This is a genomic window from Cellulophaga sp. 20_2_10 (assembly GCF_023476645.1).
GTDB lineage: Bacteria > Bacteroidota > Bacteroidia > Flavobacteriales > Flavobacteriaceae > Cellulophaga.
This window is the reverse complement of sequence record NZ_JAMCOJ010000002.1, coordinates 178,677-198,836: the sequence shown is the minus strand read 5'-3', so window position 1 is coordinate 198,836 and position 20,160 is coordinate 178,677. Positions and strand designations below refer to the sequence as shown.

Below are 20,160 nucleotides of genomic sequence, written 5' to 3'. Positions count from 1 at the left end.
AAGATACACTACAGATTGTGTTTACCGTTTAAATGGAATTAATAGCACTACTTTTTATATGACATTCGTATTAACAACAAAAAAAACCGCTCTATTACAGAGCGGTTTTTATAATAAGAATTCGTTTTCTTATTTTATTTTAAAAGCATCCATTTGCGGGTAATATGCAACAGAACCTAATTCTTCTTCAATACGTAATAATTGGTTATACTTAGCCATACGGTCAGATCTAGATGCTGAACCTGTTTTAATTTGACCTGTATTTAAAGCTACTGCTAAATCTGCAATTGTATTATCTTCAGTTTCTCCAGAACGGTGAGACATAACAGAAGTATAACCTGCATTTTTAGCCATTGTTACAGCTGCAATAGTTTCTGTTAACGTACCAATTTGGTTCACTTTAATTAAGATAGAGTTTGCTATGTTATTTTTAATACCCTTAGACAAACGCTCTACATTCGTAACAAATAAATCATCACCAACAAGTTGTACTTTATCCCCAACTTTTTCAGTTAAAGATTTCCAACCATCCCAGTCATTTTCATCCATACCATCTTCAATAGATATAATAGGGTATTTAGCTGATAAATCTGCTAAGTATTGTGCTTGCTCCTCAGAAGATCTTATTACTCCTTTATCTCCCTCAAATTTAGTATAGTCATATTTACCATCTACAAAAAATTCTGCGGCAGCACAATCTAAAGCAATCATAACTTCATCACCTAATTTATAACCAGCGTTAGAAACAGCTTTTGCTATAGTATCTAAAGCGTCTTCTGTACCACCAGCTAAATTTGGTGCAAAACCACCTTCATCACCAACAGCAGTACTTAAACCTCTATCATGTAAAACTTTCTTTAAATGATGAAAGATCTCTGTTCCCATTTGCATGGCATGCGTAAAGTTTTTTGCTTTAACTGGCATCACCATAAACTCCTGAAAAGCAATAGGAGCATCGGAGTGAGAACCTCCATTAATAATATTCATCATTGGTACTGGTAAAGTATTTGCACTTACACCACCAACGTATCTATATAAAGGCATACCCATTTCGTTAGCTGCAGCTTTAGCAACCGCCAAAGAAACACCTAAAATAGCATTAGCTCCTAATTTAGATTTATTTGGAGTACCATCTAAATCTATCATAGTTTGATCTATTAGATTTTGCTCAAAAACAGACATTCCAACAATTTCCTCAGCAATAGTAGTATTTACATTTGCAACAGCGTTTAAAACACCCTTACCCATAAAAATATCCCCACCATCTCTTAATTCTACAGCTTCATGCTCTCCCGTAGATGCTCCAGAAGGAACTGCGGCTCTACCTAAAACACCATTTTCTGTATATACATCTACTTCTACAGTAGGGTTACCTCTTGAATCTAATATTTGCCTTGCGTGCACATTTATGATAATACTCATAGAATTTTATTTTTTTAGGTTGATATAATCTAATTGTAAATATACAAAAGTGATACTGTTTCTATGGTCTTTACAAGACAACTACATCAAGAATTAACTATAATTTAAACGAAAACGATATCGTATTATTTAGTTCTGATTGTTTTTTATTAATTCAAAAAAATTGTCAAACAAATAATTAGAATCGTGTGGTCCTGGACTTGCTTCTGGGTGATATTGTACAGAGAATACATTTTTATTTTTCATTTTTATCCCAGCTACAGTATGATCGTTAAGATGCGTATGTGTAATTTCTAATTCACTATTAGCTTCTGCCTCTTCTCTATTAATTGCGAAACCATGATTTTGAGATGTAATTTCACCCTTGCCTGTAGTAATGTTCAAAACAGGATGATTAATACCCCTATGCCCATTATGCATTTTATAAGTAGATATTCCGTTTGCTATAGCAATAACTTGATGCCCCAAACAAATACCAAACAATGTATTATTGTTAGCTATAATATCTTTTGCTGTCTGTATTGCATCTGTTAATGGCTCTGGATCGCCAGGACCATTAGAAATAAAGTATCCATCAGGATTAAATGCCTTTAAATCTTCATAAGAAGCATTATATGGAAAAACCTTAATGTAAGCATCTCTTTTCGCTAAATTTCTAAGTATATTTTTCTTTATACCGATATCTAAAGCTGCAATTTTATAAGTTGCATTTTCTTCTCCATAAAAATAAGGTTCTTTAGTAGAAACTTTTGAAGATAACTCTAAGCCTTCCATACTAGGTACTTTAGCCAACTGCTCCTTTAGACTTTCTACGTTGTTTACCTCTGTTGTTATAACAGCATTCATAGCTCCATTATCTCTAATATAGCTAACTAGAGCCCTAGTATCAACATCAGATATAGCAAAAAGATTACTATCATTTAAAAATTCTTGCAAACTAGCATCAGCATCAACTCTTGAATAGTCATAACTGAAATTTTTACAAATAAGACCTGAAATCTTAACAGAGTTAGACTCTACTTCTTCTTTGTTAGTACCATAATTACCAATATGAGCATTGGTAGTTACCATTAGTTGACCAAAATAAGATGGATCCGTAAATATTTCTTGATAACCTGTCATACCAGTATTAAAACATACCTCTCCAAATGCAGTACCAGTTGCATCCCCTACAGCTTTACCGTGAAAAATTGTACCATCTGCCAATAATATTAGCGCTTTTCTTCTTGTTTGATATTTCACCCTATAAAAAATTTAAAACTTAATATTTCTACTCTACAAATCTAACACAAAAAAAAGGGACAGACTATAAGTCTATCCCTTTTGAATATTTAAAAAAAAATAAAATCATTATTTTATTCTTCTGAATCATCTGATTTTGTTTCTGTAACCGGCGTTTCCGCTTTTTTACTTCTACCTCTTCTAGATTTCTTCTTTTCTACTGGCTTACCAACAGTATAGATTTCATTAAAATCTACTAACTCTATTAGAGCCATATCCGCGTTATCACCTAATCTGTTTCCAAGCTTAATAATCCTTGTATAACCACCTGGTCTATCTCCTATTTTAGAAGAAACTTCACCAAATAAGGTTGTAACAGCATACTTATCTCTCAAGTTCTTAAACACTATACGTCTATTGTGAGTACCTTTCTCTACAGACTGATTGTTTTCTGCCTTAGATTTTGTAATTAAAGGCTCAACAAATTGTTTTAAAGCTTTCGCTTTAGCAACAGTAGTGTTAATTCTTTTGTGCTCAATTAAAGAACAAGCCATATTTGCTAACATAGCTTTTCTATGCGCTGCCTTTCTTCCTAAATGATTAACTTTTTTACCGTGTCTCATTGTAATATCTTATATATTTCCTTTAATGGAAATAAAATTAATCTTTATCCAATTTATATTTTGATAAGTCCATTCCAAAACTCAACCCTTTATTAATCACTAACTCTTCTAATTCCGTTAATGATTTTTTACCGAAGTTTCTAAACTTCATAAGGTCATTTTTATTGAAAGAAACTAAATCTCCTAATGTGTCTACTTCTGCTGCTTTCAAACAATTTAGAGCACGAACCGAAAGATCCATATCTACTAATTTCGTTTTTAACAACTGACGCATGTGTAATGATTCCTCATCATATGTTTCTGTCTGAGCTATTTCATCAGCTTCTAATGTAATACGCTCATCAGAGAATAACATAAAGTGATGAATTAAAACCTTTGCAGCCTCTGTCAAAGCATCTTTAGGATTTATTGATCCATCGCTACTGATTTCAAAAACTAATTTTTCATAATCAGTTTTTTGCTCAACACGATAGTTCTCAATACTATACTTTACATTCTTTATAGGTGTAAAGATAGAATCAATTGGAATAGTTCCTATTGCAGCACCAGGCTTTTTATTCTCTTCTGCTGGTACGTATCCTCTTCCTTTTTCAATAACAATTTCCATATTGATGCTAACTTTTGCATCCATATTACAAATTACTAAATCAGGATTTAATACTTGGTACCCAGAAATAAATTTCTGAAAATCACCTGCAGTTAACTGATTTTTTCCACTTACAGAAATTGAAACTGTTTCAGTTTCTACGTCTTCTATTTGTCTCTTAAAACGTACTTGTTTTAAGTTAAGAATCATTTCTGTAACGTCTTCAACAACACCTGGAATAACAGAGAACTCATGTTCCACTTTATCCATTCTTACAGAAGTAATAGCAAAACCTTCTAAAGCAGAAAGTAATACTCTTCTTAATGCGTTTCCAACAGTCAATCCATAACCAGGCTCTAAAGGACGGAATTCAAATTTCCCTTCAAAATCGGTAGAATCGATCATTATAACTTTATCGGGCTTCTGAAAATTTAATAATGCCATAGTTGAATCAGGTTGTTTATTTAGAGTATAACTCGACGATTAGTTGTTCTTTGATATTTTCAGGAATCTGAACTCTTTCAGGGATAGATACATAAGAACCCTCACTTTTTTCAGTATTCCAAGTTATCCACTCATAAACACGACTATTTGCAGCCAATGAATCTTGTATAGCAGATAATGATTTTGATTTTTCTCTAACACCAACAACATCTCCTGGTTTTAAAGAATAAGATGGTATGTTAACCAAATTACCGTTCACTGTAATGTGACGGTGAGAAACTAATTGTCTTGCTCCTCTTCTTGAGCTAGAAACACCCATTCTGTAAACAACGTTATCTAAACGAGATTCACATAATTGAAGTAATACTTCACCAGTTACTCCTTTACTACTATTTGCTTTAGCAAATAAGTTTCTGAATTGTTTTTCTAAAATTCCATAAGAATATTTAGCTTTTTGCTTTTCCATTAACTGGATCGCATATTCAGATTTTTTACCACGACGTCTAGTGTTACCGTGTTGTCCTGGAGGGTAGTTCTTTTTTTCAAAAGACTTATCTTCTCCAAATATCGCTTCTCCGAATTTACGTGCGATCTTAGTTTTAGGTCCTGTATATCTTGCCATTTTCTAAAATTTTGAAAGTGAGACTATGAATTAAGGCTTATCCTTCGATAATCGTAATTACACTTTCTGTGAAATGCCCATTGGGCCATTAAATTAATTAAACTCTTCTTCTTTTTGGAGGTCTACAACCATTGTGTGGTAATGGAGTAACATCAATAATTTCTGTTACCTCAATTCCTGAATTGTGTATTGCACGAATAGCAGATTCTCTACCATTACCTGGGCCTTTAACATAAACCTTCACTTTTCTAAGACCAGCTTCATGTGCAACTTTAGCACAATCTTCTGATGCTACTTGCGCAGCATAAGGAGTATTCTTCTTAGATCCTCTAAAGCCCATTTTACCGGCAGATGACCAAGAGATAACATCTCCTTTTTTATTCGTCAAAGAAATAATGATGTTGTTAAAAGATGCAGTCACGTGAGCTTCCCCAACTGACTCAACTATAACTTTACGTTTCTTAGCTGTTTTTGTATTTGACTTTGCCATATTTTTTTAGTTTTCAGTTGTTAGTTGTTAGTATTAGAATCCTAAACTTTTACATTTCAAGCAGACTCAATCCAACTTCTAAATACTAATGACTTTTAATTATTTAGTTGCTTTTTTCTTGTTAGCAACAGTTTTTCTTTTACCTTTTCTAGTTCTAGAGTTGTTCTTAGTTCTTTGACCTCTTAAAGGTAAACCAGATCTATGACGAATTCCTCTATAACATCCGATATCCATTAAGCGCTTGATGCTTAACTGAATTTCTGAACGTAATTCACCTTCAATTGTAAACTCAGATACAGCATCACGAATACGACCTATTTCGTCATCATTCCAATCTGACACCTTTGTATCTTCACTAACTTGGGCTTTAGCTAAAATCTCTTTAGCTCTGCTTCTACCTAAACCAAATATATAGGTTAAAGCGATAACTCCTCTTTTCTGTTTTGGTATATCTACACCTGCAATTCTTGCCATAATTACCCTTGTCTTTGTTTAAATCTAGGATTCTTTTTATTAATTACGTACAACCGTCCTTTTCTGCGCACTATTTTGCACTCGGCACTTCTCTTTTTTATTGATGCTCTTACTTTCATCTTAATATCTATATGTAATTCTTGCTTTAGTCAAGTCATAAGGGCTCATTTCTAATTTCACCTTATCACCTGGTAATAATTTAATATAATGCATTCTCATCTTTCCAGATATATGCGCTGTAACTACGTGTCCATTTTCTAACTCTACGCGGAACATTGCATTTGATAATGCTTCAATTATAGATCCGTCTTGCTCAATCGCTGCTTGTTTAGCCATATCTTATGCTACTTTTCTATTTTTACCACTCTTCATTAAGCCATCATAATGTCTATTTAACAAATATGAATTCACTTGTTGAACCGTATCTATTGCCACACCTACCATAATTAACAGTGATGTACCACCATAAAACATTGCCCAATTTCCTGTAATTCCAAACAACTGTACAACAATCGCCGGTAAAACAGCGAGCAAAGCTAAGAAAATAGATCCTGGTAACGTAATTAATGACATAATTTTATCTAAAAAATCTGCAGTTTCTTTCCCAGGCCTTGTCCCCGGTACAAACCCACCACTTCTTTTTAAGTCATCTGCCATCTTATTTGTTGGAACTGTGATAGCTGTATAGAAATATGTGAATACTATTATTAGAAAAGCGAACAATAAATTATAAGCTAATCCAAAAGGATCTTGAAATTGAACCTCTAACCATGAACCTATTGATGACGTATTAAAATACTTACCTATCATACCTGGCAAAAACATTAAAGCTTGAGCAAATATAATTGGCATAACACCAGATGCATTTAATTTTAAAGGGATATATTGTCTAGATCCAGTAATATTCTTTTCATAACCACCAGAAGCAGTTCTTCTTGCGTACTGCACTGGTATCTGGCGAGTTGCCATAATAACTAATACAGAAGCTAGAATAACTAAGAACCATAATATTACTTCTACAAGTATAAACATTGGTCCACCACTATTTTCTCCTGTTCTAGAAGCTACTTCTTGTATAAATGCCTGAGGCATTGTTGCAATAATACCAACCATAATAAGTAATGATATACCATTACCAATACCTTTATCAGTAATTTTCTCTCCTAACCACATTGCAAATACAGTACCCGTAACTAATATTATAACAGCTGGAATCATAAAATCTAATCCCTTACCCATAACAAAAGCAGCATCAGGAACACCAAATGCACCTAAACCTAAAAGGTAAGCTGGAGCCTGTACAATACAAATAGCTATAGTTAACCATCTTGTAATTTGGTTAATAGTCTTTCTACCACTCTCCCCTTCCTTTTGTAATTTCTGAAGGTAAGGAATAGCTATTCCCATTAACTGTACTACAATAGATGCAGAAATATAAGGCATTATACCCAACGCAAAAACAGATGCTTTGGCAAAAGCCCCACCTGTAAATGCATTTAATAAACCAAATATACCTTGTTCTGTACCCGATTGTAAATTACCCAATTCCTGAGAGTCTATCCCTGGTAGTGCAATTTGAGCACCAAAACGGTATACTAATAGTAAAGTAAGCGTAATAATAATTCTATTTCTTAACTCTTCTATTTTCCAAATATTGGATATGGTATCAAAAAATTTCTTCATCTTCTATTTAGTGATTAAAGACTTATTGCTTCTCCTCCAGCAGCTTCAATAGCTTGCTTAGCAGATGCAGTAAATTTGTGAGCAGAAATTTTAAGTGCAGCTTTTAATTCACCACCTCCTAAAATCTTAACCAAATCATTTTTTCTTACTAATCTATTCTCTATAAGAGTTTCAAAAGTAACTACATCTTTCATAGTTCCTTTTTCTACCAACTCTTGTAATTTCTCTAAATTAATACCTTGGTATTCTTTTCTATTGATGTTTGTAAAACCAAACTTAGGCACACGTCTTTGTAACGGCATTTGCCCTCCTTCGAAACCAATTTTCTTAGAGTAACCTGATCTAGATTTAGCACCTTTGTGCCCTCTAGTAGCAGTACCACCTTTACCAGAACCTTGTCCCCTACCTACGATTTTACCTGCCTTATTGACAGCACCTTCTGCAGGTGTTAAATTACTTAAATTCATCTCGATAAATTATAATTAAGCTTCTTCAGTAGAAACTAAGTGTTCAACTTTATTTACCATACCAAGGATATTTGGCGTAGCCTCATGCTCAACAACTTGACCAATTTTTCTAAGCCCAAGAGCCTCTAAGGTTCTTTTTTGTCTTTGAGTCTGTTTTATATTACTCTTAACTTGCTTTACTTTAATCTTTCCCATTGTATCCTATTTATCCTTTAAATACTTTTTCTAAAGATACTCCTCTTTGATCTGCAATTGTTTTTGCATCCCTAATCTGTAATAAAGCATCAAAAGTTGCTTTAACTACATTATGAGGGTTAGAAGATCCTTGTGACTTTGATAACACATCATGTACACCTACTGCTTCTAGTACGGCTCTAACCGCACCACCAGCAATTACTCCTGTACCGTGAGATGCAGGTTGTATGTATACTCGCGCACCACCAAATTTACCTTTTTGCTCATGAGGTATAGTTCCTTTTATTAAAGGGATTCTAATTAAATTCTTCTTTGCGTCTTCAACAGCTTTAGCAATAGCAGTAGCTACATCTTTAGATTTACCCAAACCATGTCCTACAACACCGCTCTCATCTCCTACAACTACTATAGCAGAAAAACCAAAAGCTCTACCACCTTTTGTTACCTTAGTAACTCTTTGTACGCCAACCAAACGATCTTTTAAATCTAATCCACTTGGTTTAACTGTCTCTACGTTTTTATATCTCTGGTACATAATATATTAGAATTTAAGTCCGCCTTCTCTAGCACCTTCTGCTAATGATTTAATTCTTCCGTGGTATAAGTTACCACCTCTATCAAAAGCAATAGTTTCTATACCGGCTTTTAAAGCCTTCTCAGCTATAACTTTACCTACTTGGTTAGCTATTTCTATTTTAGTTCCTTTTGCATCTAGCCCATTATCTCTTGATGAAGCAGAAACTAAAGTAGTTCCTGCATTATCATCTATAATTTGAGCATAAATCTCTTTATTACTTCTAAACACCGCTAATCTAGGCTTAGTTGCTGTTCCAAATGAAACTTTTCTAATCCTTCTCTTGATTCTGTGTCTTCTTTCAGTCTTTGATAATCCCATAGTGCTAATTATTAAGCTGATTTACCTGCTTTTCTTCTTAATATTTCCCCAACAAACTTAATACCTTTTCCTTTATAAGGTTCTGGTCTACGGAAAGCTCTTACCTTTGCCGCTACCTGACCAACTAATTGTTTGTCAAAAGATGTTAATTTTACGATTGGGTTTTTCCCTTTTTCAGAAATAGTTTCCACTTTAACTTCTGGAGCTATATCCAAAACAATGTTATGAGAGTAACCTACAGCTAAATCTAATTTTTGTCCTTGGTTGCTAGCTCTATAACCAACACCAACCAATTCTAATTCTTTTGTCCAACCTTTAGAAACTCCTTCAATCATATTAAAGAACAAAGACCTGTATAAACCATGTCTTGACTTGTGCTCTTTACTATCTGAATCTCTATTTACTATAATTGAACCCTCTTCTATTCTTACAGAAACTCCTGAAAAATCTTGAGTTAACTCACCCAATTTACCTTTCATAGTAACTACATTACCGTTTAATTCAACGGTTACGCCCTCAGGAATTGTTACTGGATTATTACCTATTCTAGACATTATTCTTCTTCTTTATAGATTAATAAACGTAGCATAAAACTTCACCACCAACTTTTTCTAACTTAGCTTGCTTGCTAGTCATAACTCCATGAGAAGTAGAAACTATAGCGATACCTAAACCGTTAAGTACTCTTGGCAAGTCCGTAGAACCAGCATACTTACGTAAACCTGGCTTACTTACTCGTTGTATTTTTTTTATTACAGGTTCTTTAGTTGCTTTATTGTACTTCAAAGCAATTTTAATAGAACCTTGTACTGCATCATCGATGACTTTATAACTTAAAATATATCCTTGATCGAATAATATTTTAGTTATTTCTGTTTTTAGATTTGAAGCAGGAATATCTACCACTCTGTGACCGGCACTACTGGCATTTCTAACTCTTGTTAAATAATCTGCTATAGGATCTGTTACCATTTAAAATAATTTGCGGTGACGGTTTTTAACTTATCGCTAAACCTGAAACCAATTTATATTGATTGTTTAATTTTTACCAACTTGCTTTTCTAACCCCTGGGATTAAACCATTGTTAGCCATTTCTCTGAAAGTTACCCTTGAAACACCAAATGTTCTCATATAACCCTTAGGTCTTCCTGTTAATTTACATCTATTATGCATACGTACAGGAGATGCATTCTTTGGCAATTTTTGTAACGCTTCGTAATCTCCAGCTTCTTTTAAAGCTTTTCTTTTCTCAGCATACTTTGCAACTGTTTTGGCTCTTTTTCTTTCGCGGGCCTTCATTGATTCTTTAGCCATACTAATTCTTTTTAAAAGGTAATCCTAGTTGAGTTAATAATGATTTAGCTTCTTTGTCAGTATCTGCTGTAGTTACAAAAGTTACATCCATACCATTTATTCTATTGATCTTATCAATGTTAATTTCTGGAAATATAATTTGCTCAGTAATACCTAAGTTATAGTTTCCACGACCATCAAAACCTGTAGCTTTAATTCCTTGAAAATCTCTAACACGTGGTAATGCACTTGTAACCAACCTATCTAAAAATTCGTACATTCTTTCTCCTCTTAACGTAACTTTTACACCAATAGGCATTCCTTTACGTAATTTAAAAGTAGCAACATCTTTCTTAGACAAAGTAGAAACTGCCTTTTGACCCGTAATAAGCGTTAACTCATCCATTGCATGATCAATAAGCTTCTTATCTGCAACTGCAGCACCAACACCTCTACTTAAAACTATTTTAGTAAGCTTTGGCACCTGCATAACGTTTCCGTACTCAAACTCTTCTGTAAGAGCTGGAACTATACGTTCTCTATATTCTTGTTTTAATCTTGGAGTGTAAGTCATAATTAAATTACTTCATTAGATTTTTTAGAAAATCTCACTTTCTTACCATCTCTTACTTCATAACCTACTTTCGTAGTTTCACCAGATTTTGGATCTATCAAAGATAGATTAGAAATGTGTAATGGAGCTTCCTTTTTTACGATTCCTCCTTGAGGATTATTTGCACTAGGCTTTTCATGTTTAGATACCATATTAGCACCCTCAACAATCGCCTTGTTTTTCTCACGATCTACAGTAACAACCTTACCTTCAACACCTTTATGGTCTCCAGCTACTATTCTTACAGTATCTCCTGTTTTTATTTTTAACTTCATCATTTTTCTGAATATTAAAGTACCTCAGGGGCTAATGAAACAATTTTCATGAACTGCTTATCACGAAGCTCTCTTGCAACAGGTCCAAAAACACGTGTACCTCTCATTTCACCCGTTGGGTTTAATAATACACAAGCATTATCATCAAAACGAATATAAGATCCATCCTGTCTTCTTACTTCTTTCTTAGTCCTTACAACTACTGCAGTTGAAACAGCTCCTTTTTTAATACCACCATTTGGAGTAGCATCTTTAACAGATACTACTATTTTATCCCCAACAGATGCATATCTTCTTTTGGTACCGCCCAATACACGTATAGTCAAAACTTCTTTTGCCCCTGTATTGTCTGCCACTTTTAGTCTAGATTCTTGCTGTAACATATTATTTAGCTCTTTCTAAAATTTCCACCAATCTCCAACACTTAGTTCTACTTAATGGACGAGTTTCCATTATTTTAACTGTATCACCAATATTGCAATCGTTTGTTTCGTCGTGCGCAACATATTTCTTAGTCTTTAACACGAACTTACCGTACATAGGGTGTTTAACACGCTTAACTTCTGAAACCACAATTGATTTCTCCATTTTGTTGCTAGTAACAACTCCTACTCTCTCTTTTCTTAAATTTCTTTTTTCCATAAAGCAGAACCAATTATTGGTTATCCCTTTTAGTTAATTCAGTTGCTAGTCTAGCCACCGTTCTTCTCGTCTTTCTGATCTGAAGTGGATTCTCCAAAGGTGTTACAGAATGAGCTAATTTTAAATCCCCAAACTGTTTTTTGTATTCAGCTAATTTATTTTTCAAATCCTCAACTGATAATTCTTTTACTTCTGATTGTTTCATGATTCCTTAAATTATAAATTAAGCTGAATAATCTCTAGCAACGATAAATTTAGTTTTTACCGGTAGTTTTTGAGCTGCAAGACGTAAAGCCTCTTTAGCGATGTCCAATGGAACACCTGCGATCTCAAACATAATTCTACCTGGCTTCACAACAGCTACAAAATATTCTGGAGCCCCTTTACCTTTACCCATACGTACTTCTAATGGCTTTTTAGTAATAGGCTTGTCCGGAAATATCTTAATCCATAACTGTCCTTCTCTCTTCATATATCTAGTTGCAGCAATACGAGCAGCTTCAATCTGACGTGAAGTAATAAACTTAGTATCTAAAGATTTTATACCGAACATACCGTTAGAAAGCTGATGCCCTCTTTGCGAAAGTCCTTTCATACGGCCTTTCTGCGCTTTACGAAATTTGGTTCTTTTTGGTTGTAACATTTCTATATCTCTTTAAATAATTACTTTCTACGACGTTGTTTCTTAGGTCCTTCATTTCTACCACCTTTGCTCTGTCCTTTAGACATCCCAACTAATGGAGAAAGCTCTCTCTTTCCATAAACCTCACCTTTCATAATCCACACTTTAATACCTAATCTTCCATAAGTAGTATGCGCTTCATTTAATGCGTAGTCTATATCTGCTCTAAAAGTAGATAACGGAATTCTACCATCTTTGTAAGATTCAGAACGAGCCATTTCAGCACCATTCAATCTCCCAGAGATCTGTATTTTAATTCCTTCTGCATTCATTCTCATTGCAGCTGCAATTGCCATCTTAATAGCTCTTCTGTAAGAAATTCTATTTTCAATTTGACGTGCAACACTAGCTCCAACAAGATTAGCATCTACTTCAGGTCTCTTAATTTCAAAGATATTGATCTGAACCTCTTTACTTGTAATTTTCTTAAGCTCTTCCTTTAACTTATCAACTTCCTGACCACCTTTACCTATAATGATACCAGGTCTTGCAGTTGTAATAGTTACTGTAACAAGCTTTAAAGTACGTTCTATAATAATTCTAGAAACACTAGCCTTAGCTAAACGAGCATGAACATACTTACGTATTTTATCATCCTCTGCTAATTTGTCTCCATAATCATTTCCACCGTACCAGTTAGATTCCCAACCTCTGATGATACCTAGACGATTCCCGATTGGATTTGTTTTTTGTCCCATAGTAATGTCTTAGCTTTGAGTTTTATTGTTAGATTCTAACACTAATGTTACGTGGTTAGAACGTTTTCTAATTCTATGTGCTCTTCCTTGTGGCGCTGGTCTTAACCTTTTTAACATTGCTCCACTATCTACTCTTATCTCTTTAACAATAAGATCAGCCTCTTCAATATCTGCATCTTCATTTTTAGATTGCCAGTTAGCAATAGCAGAAAGTAACAACTTCTCTACTCTTCTTGAAGCTTCTTTTTGACTAAATTTTAATATAGCCAAAGCCTTCTCTACCTGTACACCTCTAATTAAATCTGCAACAAGACGCATTTTTCTTGGCGAAGTTGGACAATTGTTCAACTTTGCAAAAGCAATCTTTTTCTTTTCAGCCTTAATTCTTTCGGCCATCTGTTTTTTACGAACTCCCATAGCTTACTTTTTTCCTTTGTTCTTCGCACCAGCGTGACCTCTAAAAGATCTAGTTGGTGAAAATTCTCCTAATTTATGCCCTACCATATTCTCTGTTACATAAACAGGAACAAATTGTCTACCGTTGTGTACTGCTATAGTTTGACCAACAAAATCAGGAGTAATCATAGAAGCCCTAGACCAAGTCTTAATAACTGCTTTTTTACCCGACTCAACATTTTGTTGAACTTTCTTATCTAAACTATAATGAACGTAAGGTCCTTTCTTTAGTGAACGTGCCATTTTTTTCTAATTTTATTTCTTTCTACGTTCTAATATATATCTATTTGTATCCTTAGTTTTAGAACGAGTTCTAAATCCTTTAGCTGGTATACCATTTCTTGATCTTGGATGACCACCTGAAGCTCTACCTTCACCACCTCCCATTGGGTGATCTACAGGGTTCATCGCTACCGGTCTTGTTCTTGGTCTTCTACCTAACCATCTACTTCTACCTGCTTTACCAGATACTAGTAATTGGTGATCAGAATTTGATACCGCTCCTATCGTAGCCATACAACCAGCTAAAACTAATCTAGTTTCACCTGACGGCAACTTAACAGTTACAAATTTTCCATCTTTTGCCATTAACTGAGCAAAAGTACCCGCACTCCTTGCCATAACAGCACCTTGCCCAGGACGTAGTTCTATACAAGAAATAATTGTTCCTAAAGGAATTGCACTTAAAGGTAAAGCATTACCAACTTCCGGAGAAGCTGTTTCACCAGAAGAAATTTTCTGATCTACTTCTAAACCATTTTGAGCAACAATATATCTCTTTTCGCCATCAGTATACTCTACCAATGCAATAAATGCTGTTCTGTTAGGATCGTATTGTATAGATTCTACAGTTGCAACAACACCTTGTTTGTCACGCTTAAAATCTATTACACGATACCTTCTTTTATGACCTCCACCTTTTTGGCGTATTGTCATTTTACCCTGACTGTTTCTACCTCCAGACTTTTTTAACGGAGCAAGTAAACTTTTCTCCGGCTTATCAGTAGTAATCGCGTCAAATCCGTTTACTACTCTAAATCGCTGTCCTGGAGTGATTGGTTTTAATTTTCTAACTGACATGCTTTGTCTTTATAGATTATTATAAAAATCAATTATATCTCCTTCTACCACGTCAATAATAGCTTTTTTATAGCTATTAGTTTTTCCGTGCTGCACACCTGTCTTAGTGTGACGTGTTTTACGCTTTGGTCCATAAATCATTGTTCGAACATTTTTTACCGAAACTCCATAAGCCTGCTCTACAGCATTCTTAATCTGAATTTTATTGGCTTTTAAATCCACAACGAAACCATAACGATTATACAACTCGCTATCAGCGGTCATTTTTTCCGTAATTATTGGCTTAACTATTATACTCATTGCTTTTCTATTTGTTTAAGTTCGATACAATTCCCTCTAAAGCACCTTCAAATAACACTACAGTTGAAGCGTTAAGTATCTTGTAAGTACTTAGTTCTGAGTTAATTACAACTTCTGAACGCTTTAAATTGCGCGATGACAAATATACATTATTATTTGAATCACCCAACACAAATAAAGATTTTTTATTTTCAACACCTAATGATTCAAGAACTTTCTTAAATTCTTTCGTTTTCGGTGCATCAAAATTAAAGTCTTCAACTACTAAAATTGCTTTCTCATTTTGTTTAATACTAAAAGCAGATTTTCTAGCCAAACGCTTTACGTTTTTGTTTAATTTCTGCTTGTAGTCTTTAGGACGTGGGCCAAAAATACGACCACCACCTCTAAAAACAGGAGACTTAATACTACCCGCACGAGCAGTACCAGTTCCTTTTTGTTTCTTAATTTTTCTTGTACTACCAGCTATCTCAGCTCTTTCCTTCGACTTGTGGTTTCCTTGCCTCTGATGTGCCAAATACTGCTTTACATCTAAATATACAGCATGGTTATTAGGCTCTATTGCGAATACTGAATCAGAAAGGTCTACCTTTCTACCCGTATCTTTTCCTTTACTATCTAAAACTGCTACTTTCATTACTTCTGAATAGTTACGTAAGCGTTTTTATGACCAGGAACACAACCTTTTACTACTAAAAGATTTTTTTCTGGAACTATTTTATAAATTCTAAGGTTTTGAACAGTGACTCTTTCACCACCCATTCTACCTGCCATTTTCATACCCTTAAAAACTCTTGCAGGGTAAGAAGCTGCACCAATAGAACCCGGAGCCCTTAATCTATTATGTTGACCATGCGTAGCTTGACCAACACCAGCAAAGCCGTGTCTTTTTACTACACCTTGAAAACCTTTACCTTTAGATGTACCAGCTACATCTACAAATTCACCTTCTTTAAACTGATCAACACCTACGGCATCACCAAGTTTAAACTCACCATCAAAACCTTGAAATTCAACGACTTTCTTTTTAGGAGAAGTACCTGCCTTTTTAAAATGACCCGTTTGAGCCTTATTAGCACGCTTTTCTGCCTTGTCATCGAAACCAAGTTGAAGAGCACTATACCCATCAACTTCTTCAGTTCTGACTTGGGTAACAACACACGGCCCAGCTTCGATTACTGTACATGGAATATTCTTTCCATTTTCATCAAAGATGCTGGTCATGCCAATCTTTCTTCCAATTAACCCAGACATATTTATTAATTATTTGTTATTAATTACTTATTTATTATTTCACTTTACGACAAAAAAACAGGGTCAAAAATAACTCAACCCTGAATTTATTTTTTCCGTTTTTCCTTTGCGAAACGCTCAGGACATGTCATCTACTCCATACAGAAGCAGACAGAGATACTTAAACTTTGATCTCTACTTCTACACCACTTGGCAACTCTAACTTCATTAGAGCGTCAATTGTCTTCGAAGAAGAACTGTAAATATCTAGTAATCTTTTATAAGAACTTAACTGAAACTGCTCTCTAGATTTCTTATTTACGTGCGGAGAACGCAATACTGTAAATATTTTCTTGTGAGTAGGTAACGGAATTGGACCTGTAATAACCGCTCCAGTAGCCTTAACTGTCTTAACAATCTTCTCAGCAGATTTATCCACTAAATTATGATCGTAAGATTTTAATTTTATTCTAATTTTTTGACTCATTTTCGTAAATTTAAGAGGTTGCTCCTTTTGCTGACTTAATAACTTCTTCAGATATATTAGATGGAGTTTCTGCATAATGCGAAAATTCCATTGTAGACGTTGCTCTACCAGAAGATAATGTTCTTAATGATGTAACATATCCAAACATTTCCGATAAAGGAACTTGTCCCTTAACAACCTTAGCGCCAGCTCTGTCATCCATACTACTGATAACACCTCTTCTTCTATTAAGATCACCTACTATATCACCCATATTTTCTTCTGGAGTTAATACCTCCATTTTCATTATAGGCTCCATTATTACAGCTCCAGCAGCTTTACCAGCAGCTTTATAACCCATTTTCGCAGCTAATTCAAAAGATAATGCATCAGAATCCACAGGGTGGAAAGATCCATCCTTAAGAACAACTTTCATTGAATCCATTTCATAACCTGCTAAAGGACCATTCTTCATAGCGATATCAAATCCTTTCTGAACAGATGGTATAAATTCTTTTGGAATACGACCACCTTTAATCTGATCAACAAACTGAAGACCTTCACCTTCGAAATCAGAATCCACAGGACCCATCTCAAATGAAATATCTCCAAACTTACCACGACCACCAGATTGCTTCTTATAAGTTTCTCTATGCGATGCCGTTTTTGTCAATGCTTCTTTATATTCAACTTGAGGCTCACCTTGGTTCACTTCAACTTTAAATTCTCTTCTTAAACGATCAACAATAATATCCAAGTGAAGCTCACCCATTCCAGAAATAATAGTCTGTCCTGAAGCCTCATCTGTTTTTACTTGGAAAGTCGGATCTTCTTCAGCTAATTTAGCTAAAGCCATACCTAACTTATCTACATCAACTTTAGTTTTAGGCTCAACCGCAATACCAATTACCGGATCAGGGAAGTCCATACTTTCTAAAACAATAGGATGTTTTTCATCAGACATAGTATCACCAGTCTTAATATCCTTGAACCCTACTGCAGCTCCAATATCTCCTGCTTCGATATAATCGATAGCATTTTGCTTATTAGAATGCATTTGGTAAATACGAGAAATACGTTCTTTTTTACCAGATCTATTATTTAATATATAAGAACCAGCATCTAAACGACCTGAATATGTTCTAAAAAATGCTAAACGACCTACAAACGGATCAGTTGCAATTTTAAAAGCTAATGCCGCGAAAGGCGCCTTAGCATCTGGCTTACGAGTTTCCTCTTCACCTGTATCAGGATTAGTCCCTACGATATCCTCCTTATCAACAGGAGAAGGTAAATATCTACAAACAGCATCCAATAAAAATTGAACTCCTTTATTTTTAAAAGAAGAACCACAAATCATTGGTATAATAGCACGATCCATAACAGCAGCCCTTAAAGCAGCATGCACCTCGTCCTCTGTAATAGAATCTTCATCCTCAAAGAATTTCTCCATAAGAGTTTCATCATACTCAGCAACAGCCTCAATTAATGCGCCTCTATACTCACGTACTTCAGCTTTCATCTCTTCAGGAATATCAACAACATCAAAAGTAGCACCAAAGCCCTCTTCATGCCACACAATAGCTCTGTTCTTAGCTAAATCAACTATACCTCTAAAATCAGCCTCATCACCTATTGGCAATACAATTGGAACTGCATTAGAACCTAACATAGATTTAACTTGCTTACAAACCATTAAAAAGTTTGATCCTTGACGGTCCATTTTATTAACGAAACCAATACGAGGAACTTTATAATTATCTGCTAATCTCCAGTTAGTTTCTGACTGAGGCTCAACACCATCAACAGCACTAAACAAGAAAACCAAACCATCCAAAACACGTAAAGATCTATTTACTTCTACAGTAAAATCTACGTGACCCGGAGTATCTATAATATTAAAGTGGTATCCTTTTGCATCTTCAGTAGGTTCGCCATTTTCCATAGGAAACTGCCAAGTACAAGTTGTAGCAGCAGAAGTAATTGTAATACCTCTTTCCTGCTCTTGCTCCATCCAGTCCATAGTAGCAGCACCATCATGCACTTCTCCTATTTTATGACTAACACCCGTATAAAACAAAATACGTTCTGTTGTTGTTGTTTTACCAGCATCAATATGCGCAGCAATACCAATATTTCTTGTATATCTTAAATCTCTACTCATATCTAGAATCTAAAATGTGAGAATGCTTTGTTAGCTTCAGCCATTTTGTGAGTATCAACTCTTTTCTTAACCGCAGCACCTTCTTCTTTAGCCGCAGCTAAAACTTCAGCAGCTAACTTCTGAGCCATTGATTTTTCATTTCTCTTACGAGAATAACTAATCAACCACTTCATAGCAGTAGAAATTTTACGATCTGGTCTAATCTGCATTGGAATCTGAAAAGTAGCTCCACCAACTCTTCTACTACGTACTTCTACGTGCGGCATAACATTTGACAATGCTTCCTTCCATAATTCTAAAGCTGACTTTTCCTCATCAGTATTTTTTTCTTCTACAATTGCAATTGCATCATAGAAAACCTTAAAGGCAACAGATTTTTTACCATCCCACATCATCATATTAACGAAACGTGTCACTAATTGATCATTGAATTTTGGATCTGGTAAAAGAGGCCTTTTTTTCGCCTGTTTTTTTCTCATTTCTTCTCTTTGTAAGTGTTAGTTTATTACTTCTTAGGGCGTTTTGCTCCATACTTAGATCTACGCTGAGTTCTCCCAGCAACACCTGCCGTATCTAAAGCACCTCTAACGATGTGGTACCTAACACCTGGTAAATCTTTTACTCTTCCGCCTCTTACTAATACTATCGAGTGCTCCTGTAAATTGTGACCCTCTCCTGGGATGTAAGCATTTACTTCTTTTCCATTTGTTAACCTAACTCTTGCTACTTTACGCATTGCAGAGTTTGGTTTCTTTGGAGTAGTTGTGTAAACACGTGTACAAACCCCTCTTCTTTGAGGACACGAATCCAAAGCAGCCGATTTACTCTTCTTAGTAATTGAGACCCTTCCTTTTCGTACTAATTGTGAAATTGTTGGCATACTATATTTATATGTATATAAATTTTTTCCCTTCTTTTAAGGGGCGCAAATGTAGTAATTATTTATTAAAGTTCAAACACTTACGCATTATTTTAATCTTTTAAATCAGAAAGAACAAATAAAAACATACAACACACCTGCCGAAAAGAGTACATTCATACAGTAAAAAAATACTAAAATTCATATATAGAAAACAATTGTTAATTAAAATATTACTATTGTTTGTTAAAAAAAGAGCAAAATTATTTTTTTTAT

The 20,160-nt window shown here is 34.6% G+C and carries 34 protein-coding genes; all 34 read right to left on the bottom strand.

Annotated elements, in window-relative coordinates:
• Positions 1 to 129 precede the first annotated feature (129 nt).
• Positions 130 to 1,422 (bottom strand): phosphopyruvate hydratase, encoded by a 1,293-nt coding sequence (gene eno / locus M4I21_RS04745; RefSeq protein WP_249557971.1) that lies wholly within the window; start codon positions 1,420 to 1,422, stop codon positions 130 to 132.
• 129 nt (positions 1,423 to 1,551) lie between these two features.
• Entirely contained in the window at positions 1,552 to 2,664 is a 1,113-nt protein-coding gene (carA, locus tag M4I21_RS04740; RefSeq protein WP_249557970.1) for a glutamine-hydrolyzing carbamoyl-phosphate synthase small subunit, read from the bottom strand.
• A 113-nt stretch (positions 2,665 to 2,777) separates the two neighbouring features.
• Positions 2,778 to 3,266: a 50S ribosomal protein L17 gene (rplQ, locus tag M4I21_RS04735; RefSeq protein WP_249557969.1), complete on the bottom strand. Its 489-nt coding sequence runs from the start codon at positions 3,264 to 3,266 to the stop codon at positions 2,778 to 2,780.
• Between the two features lie 37 nt (positions 3,267 to 3,303).
• Positions 3,304 to 4,296 carry a DNA-directed RNA polymerase subunit alpha gene (locus M4I21_RS04730; RefSeq protein WP_072303176.1) on the bottom strand — a complete coding sequence of 331 codons (993 nt, stop codon included), beginning with the start codon at positions 4,294 to 4,296 and terminating at the stop codon, positions 3,304 to 3,306.
• A 16-nt stretch (positions 4,297 to 4,312) separates the two neighbouring features.
• A complete protein-coding gene (gene rpsD / locus M4I21_RS04725) occupies positions 4,313 to 4,918 on the bottom strand; it encodes a 30S ribosomal protein S4 (RefSeq protein ID WP_249557968.1) in 606 nt (201 codons plus the stop codon).
• A gap of 97 nt (positions 4,919 to 5,015) precedes the next feature.
• Entirely contained in the window at positions 5,016 to 5,408 is a 393-nt protein-coding gene (gene rpsK, locus M4I21_RS04720; protein WP_013621735.1) for a 30S ribosomal protein S11, read from the bottom strand.
• Between the two features lie 99 nt (positions 5,409 to 5,507).
• Positions 5,508 to 5,882: a 30S ribosomal protein S13 gene (rpsM, locus tag M4I21_RS04715; RefSeq protein WP_072303178.1), complete on the bottom strand. Its 375-nt coding sequence runs from the start codon at positions 5,880 to 5,882 to the stop codon at positions 5,508 to 5,510.
• 2 nt (positions 5,883 to 5,884) lie between these two features.
• Positions 5,885 to 6,001, bottom strand: a complete 117-nt coding sequence (gene ykgO / locus M4I21_RS04710) for a type B 50S ribosomal protein L36 (protein WP_013621733.1) — start codon at positions 5,999 to 6,001, stop codon at positions 5,885 to 5,887.
• A gap of 1 nt (position 6,002) precedes the next feature.
• Positions 6,003 to 6,218, bottom strand: a complete 216-nt coding sequence (gene infA, locus M4I21_RS04705) for a translation initiation factor IF-1 (RefSeq protein ID WP_013305172.1) — start codon at positions 6,216 to 6,218, stop codon at positions 6,003 to 6,005.
• Between the two features lie 3 nt (positions 6,219 to 6,221).
• Positions 6,222 to 7,565 (bottom strand): preprotein translocase subunit SecY, encoded by a 1,344-nt coding sequence (secY, locus tag M4I21_RS04700; protein ID WP_249557967.1) that lies wholly within the window; start codon positions 7,563 to 7,565, stop codon positions 6,222 to 6,224.
• Positions 7,566 to 7,579: 14 nt separating this feature from the next.
• Positions 7,580 to 8,032, bottom strand: coding sequence for a 50S ribosomal protein L15 (gene rplO / locus M4I21_RS04695; protein ID WP_249557966.1), 453 nt, complete (start codon positions 8,030 to 8,032; stop codon positions 7,580 to 7,582).
• Between the two features lie 15 nt (positions 8,033 to 8,047).
• A complete protein-coding gene (gene rpmD, locus M4I21_RS04690) occupies positions 8,048 to 8,227 on the bottom strand; it encodes a 50S ribosomal protein L30 (protein ID WP_013621730.1) in 180 nt (59 codons plus the stop codon).
• 10 nt (positions 8,228 to 8,237) lie between these two features.
• A complete protein-coding gene (gene rpsE, locus M4I21_RS04685) occupies positions 8,238 to 8,762 on the bottom strand; it encodes a 30S ribosomal protein S5 (RefSeq protein ID WP_249557965.1) in 525 nt (174 codons plus the stop codon).
• A gap of 6 nt (positions 8,763 to 8,768) precedes the next feature.
• Positions 8,769 to 9,122 carry a 50S ribosomal protein L18 gene (gene rplR / locus M4I21_RS04680; protein WP_072303182.1) on the bottom strand — a complete coding sequence of 118 codons (354 nt, stop codon included), beginning with the start codon at positions 9,120 to 9,122 and terminating at the stop codon, positions 8,769 to 8,771.
• Between the two features lie 11 nt (positions 9,123 to 9,133).
• Positions 9,134 to 9,676 (bottom strand): 50S ribosomal protein L6, encoded by a 543-nt coding sequence (gene rplF, locus M4I21_RS04675; protein WP_249557964.1) that lies wholly within the window; start codon positions 9,674 to 9,676, stop codon positions 9,134 to 9,136.
• Positions 9,677 to 9,695: 19 nt separating this feature from the next.
• Entirely contained in the window at positions 9,696 to 10,094 is a 399-nt protein-coding gene (gene rpsH, locus M4I21_RS04670; protein WP_249557963.1) for a 30S ribosomal protein S8, read from the bottom strand.
• Between the two features lie 73 nt (positions 10,095 to 10,167).
• The gene (gene rpsN, locus M4I21_RS04665; protein ID WP_249557962.1) at positions 10,168 to 10,437 is read right to left on the bottom strand and encodes a 30S ribosomal protein S14; all 270 of its coding nucleotides are present in this window, start codon (positions 10,435 to 10,437) and stop codon (positions 10,168 to 10,170) included.
• A 1-nt stretch (position 10,438) separates the two neighbouring features.
• Entirely contained in the window at positions 10,439 to 10,990 is a 552-nt protein-coding gene (gene rplE, locus M4I21_RS04660; protein WP_249557961.1) for a 50S ribosomal protein L5, read from the bottom strand.
• Positions 10,991 to 10,992: 2 nt separating this feature from the next.
• The gene (gene rplX, locus M4I21_RS04655) at positions 10,993 to 11,307 is read right to left on the bottom strand and encodes a 50S ribosomal protein L24 (RefSeq protein ID WP_249557960.1); all 315 of its coding nucleotides are present in this window, start codon (positions 11,305 to 11,307) and stop codon (positions 10,993 to 10,995) included.
• Positions 11,308 to 11,318: 11 nt separating this feature from the next.
• On the bottom strand, positions 11,319 to 11,687 hold the full coding sequence (rplN, locus tag M4I21_RS04650; protein ID WP_034642780.1) for a 50S ribosomal protein L14: 369 nt from the start codon (positions 11,685 to 11,687) through the stop codon (positions 11,319 to 11,321).
• 1 nt (position 11,688) lies between these two features.
• Positions 11,689 to 11,946 carry a 30S ribosomal protein S17 gene (gene rpsQ / locus M4I21_RS04645; protein ID WP_013621721.1) on the bottom strand — a complete coding sequence of 86 codons (258 nt, stop codon included), beginning with the start codon at positions 11,944 to 11,946 and terminating at the stop codon, positions 11,689 to 11,691.
• 13 nt (positions 11,947 to 11,959) lie between these two features.
• Positions 11,960 to 12,151: a 50S ribosomal protein L29 gene (gene rpmC / locus M4I21_RS04640; RefSeq protein WP_249557959.1), complete on the bottom strand. Its 192-nt coding sequence runs from the start codon at positions 12,149 to 12,151 to the stop codon at positions 11,960 to 11,962.
• 18 nt (positions 12,152 to 12,169) lie between these two features.
• Positions 12,170 to 12,589: a 50S ribosomal protein L16 gene (rplP, locus tag M4I21_RS04635; protein ID WP_072303190.1), complete on the bottom strand. Its 420-nt coding sequence runs from the start codon at positions 12,587 to 12,589 to the stop codon at positions 12,170 to 12,172.
• A gap of 20 nt (positions 12,590 to 12,609) precedes the next feature.
• Positions 12,610 to 13,326 carry a 30S ribosomal protein S3 gene (gene rpsC / locus M4I21_RS04630; protein WP_249557958.1) on the bottom strand — a complete coding sequence of 239 codons (717 nt, stop codon included), beginning with the start codon at positions 13,324 to 13,326 and terminating at the stop codon, positions 12,610 to 12,612.
• A 9-nt stretch (positions 13,327 to 13,335) separates the two neighbouring features.
• Positions 13,336 to 13,743, bottom strand: a complete 408-nt coding sequence (gene rplV / locus M4I21_RS04625) for a 50S ribosomal protein L22 (protein WP_013621717.1) — start codon at positions 13,741 to 13,743, stop codon at positions 13,336 to 13,338.
• Positions 13,744 to 13,746: 3 nt separating this feature from the next.
• A complete protein-coding gene (gene rpsS, locus M4I21_RS04620; RefSeq protein WP_072303192.1) occupies positions 13,747 to 14,025 on the bottom strand; it encodes a 30S ribosomal protein S19 in 279 nt (92 codons plus the stop codon).
• A gap of 12 nt (positions 14,026 to 14,037) precedes the next feature.
• Positions 14,038 to 14,862: a 50S ribosomal protein L2 gene (gene rplB, locus M4I21_RS04615; protein ID WP_249557957.1), complete on the bottom strand. Its 825-nt coding sequence runs from the start codon at positions 14,860 to 14,862 to the stop codon at positions 14,038 to 14,040.
• 9 nt (positions 14,863 to 14,871) lie between these two features.
• Entirely contained in the window at positions 14,872 to 15,162 is a 291-nt protein-coding gene (gene rplW / locus M4I21_RS04610; RefSeq protein WP_249557956.1) for a 50S ribosomal protein L23, read from the bottom strand.
• Between the two features lie 7 nt (positions 15,163 to 15,169).
• On the bottom strand, positions 15,170 to 15,799 hold the full coding sequence (rplD, locus tag M4I21_RS04605) for a 50S ribosomal protein L4 (protein WP_249557955.1): 630 nt from the start codon (positions 15,797 to 15,799) through the stop codon (positions 15,170 to 15,172).
• Positions 15,799 to 16,416 carry a 50S ribosomal protein L3 gene (gene rplC / locus M4I21_RS04600; RefSeq protein WP_249557954.1) on the bottom strand — a complete coding sequence of 206 codons (618 nt, stop codon included), beginning with the start codon at positions 16,414 to 16,416 and terminating at the stop codon, positions 15,799 to 15,801. Before rplC ends, rplD begins: the two co-directional genes overlap by 1 nt.
• A 160-nt stretch (positions 16,417 to 16,576) precedes the next feature.
• On the bottom strand, positions 16,577 to 16,882 hold the full coding sequence (rpsJ, locus tag M4I21_RS04595) for a 30S ribosomal protein S10 (RefSeq protein WP_249557953.1): 306 nt from the start codon (positions 16,880 to 16,882) through the stop codon (positions 16,577 to 16,579).
• A 10-nt stretch (positions 16,883 to 16,892) separates the two neighbouring features.
• Positions 16,893 to 19,025, bottom strand: a complete 2,133-nt coding sequence (fusA, locus tag M4I21_RS04590) for an elongation factor G (protein ID WP_249557952.1) — start codon at positions 19,023 to 19,025, stop codon at positions 16,893 to 16,895.
• Between the two features lie 2 nt (positions 19,026 to 19,027).
• Complete coding sequence (rpsG, locus tag M4I21_RS04585) at positions 19,028 to 19,504, bottom strand: 30S ribosomal protein S7 (protein ID WP_072303198.1); 477 nt, start codon at positions 19,502 to 19,504, stop codon at positions 19,028 to 19,030.
• A 26-nt stretch (positions 19,505 to 19,530) separates the two neighbouring features.
• Entirely contained in the window at positions 19,531 to 19,905 is a 375-nt protein-coding gene (gene rpsL / locus M4I21_RS04580; protein WP_013621708.1) for a 30S ribosomal protein S12, read from the bottom strand.
• Between the last annotated feature and the right edge of the window lie 255 nt (positions 19,906 to 20,160).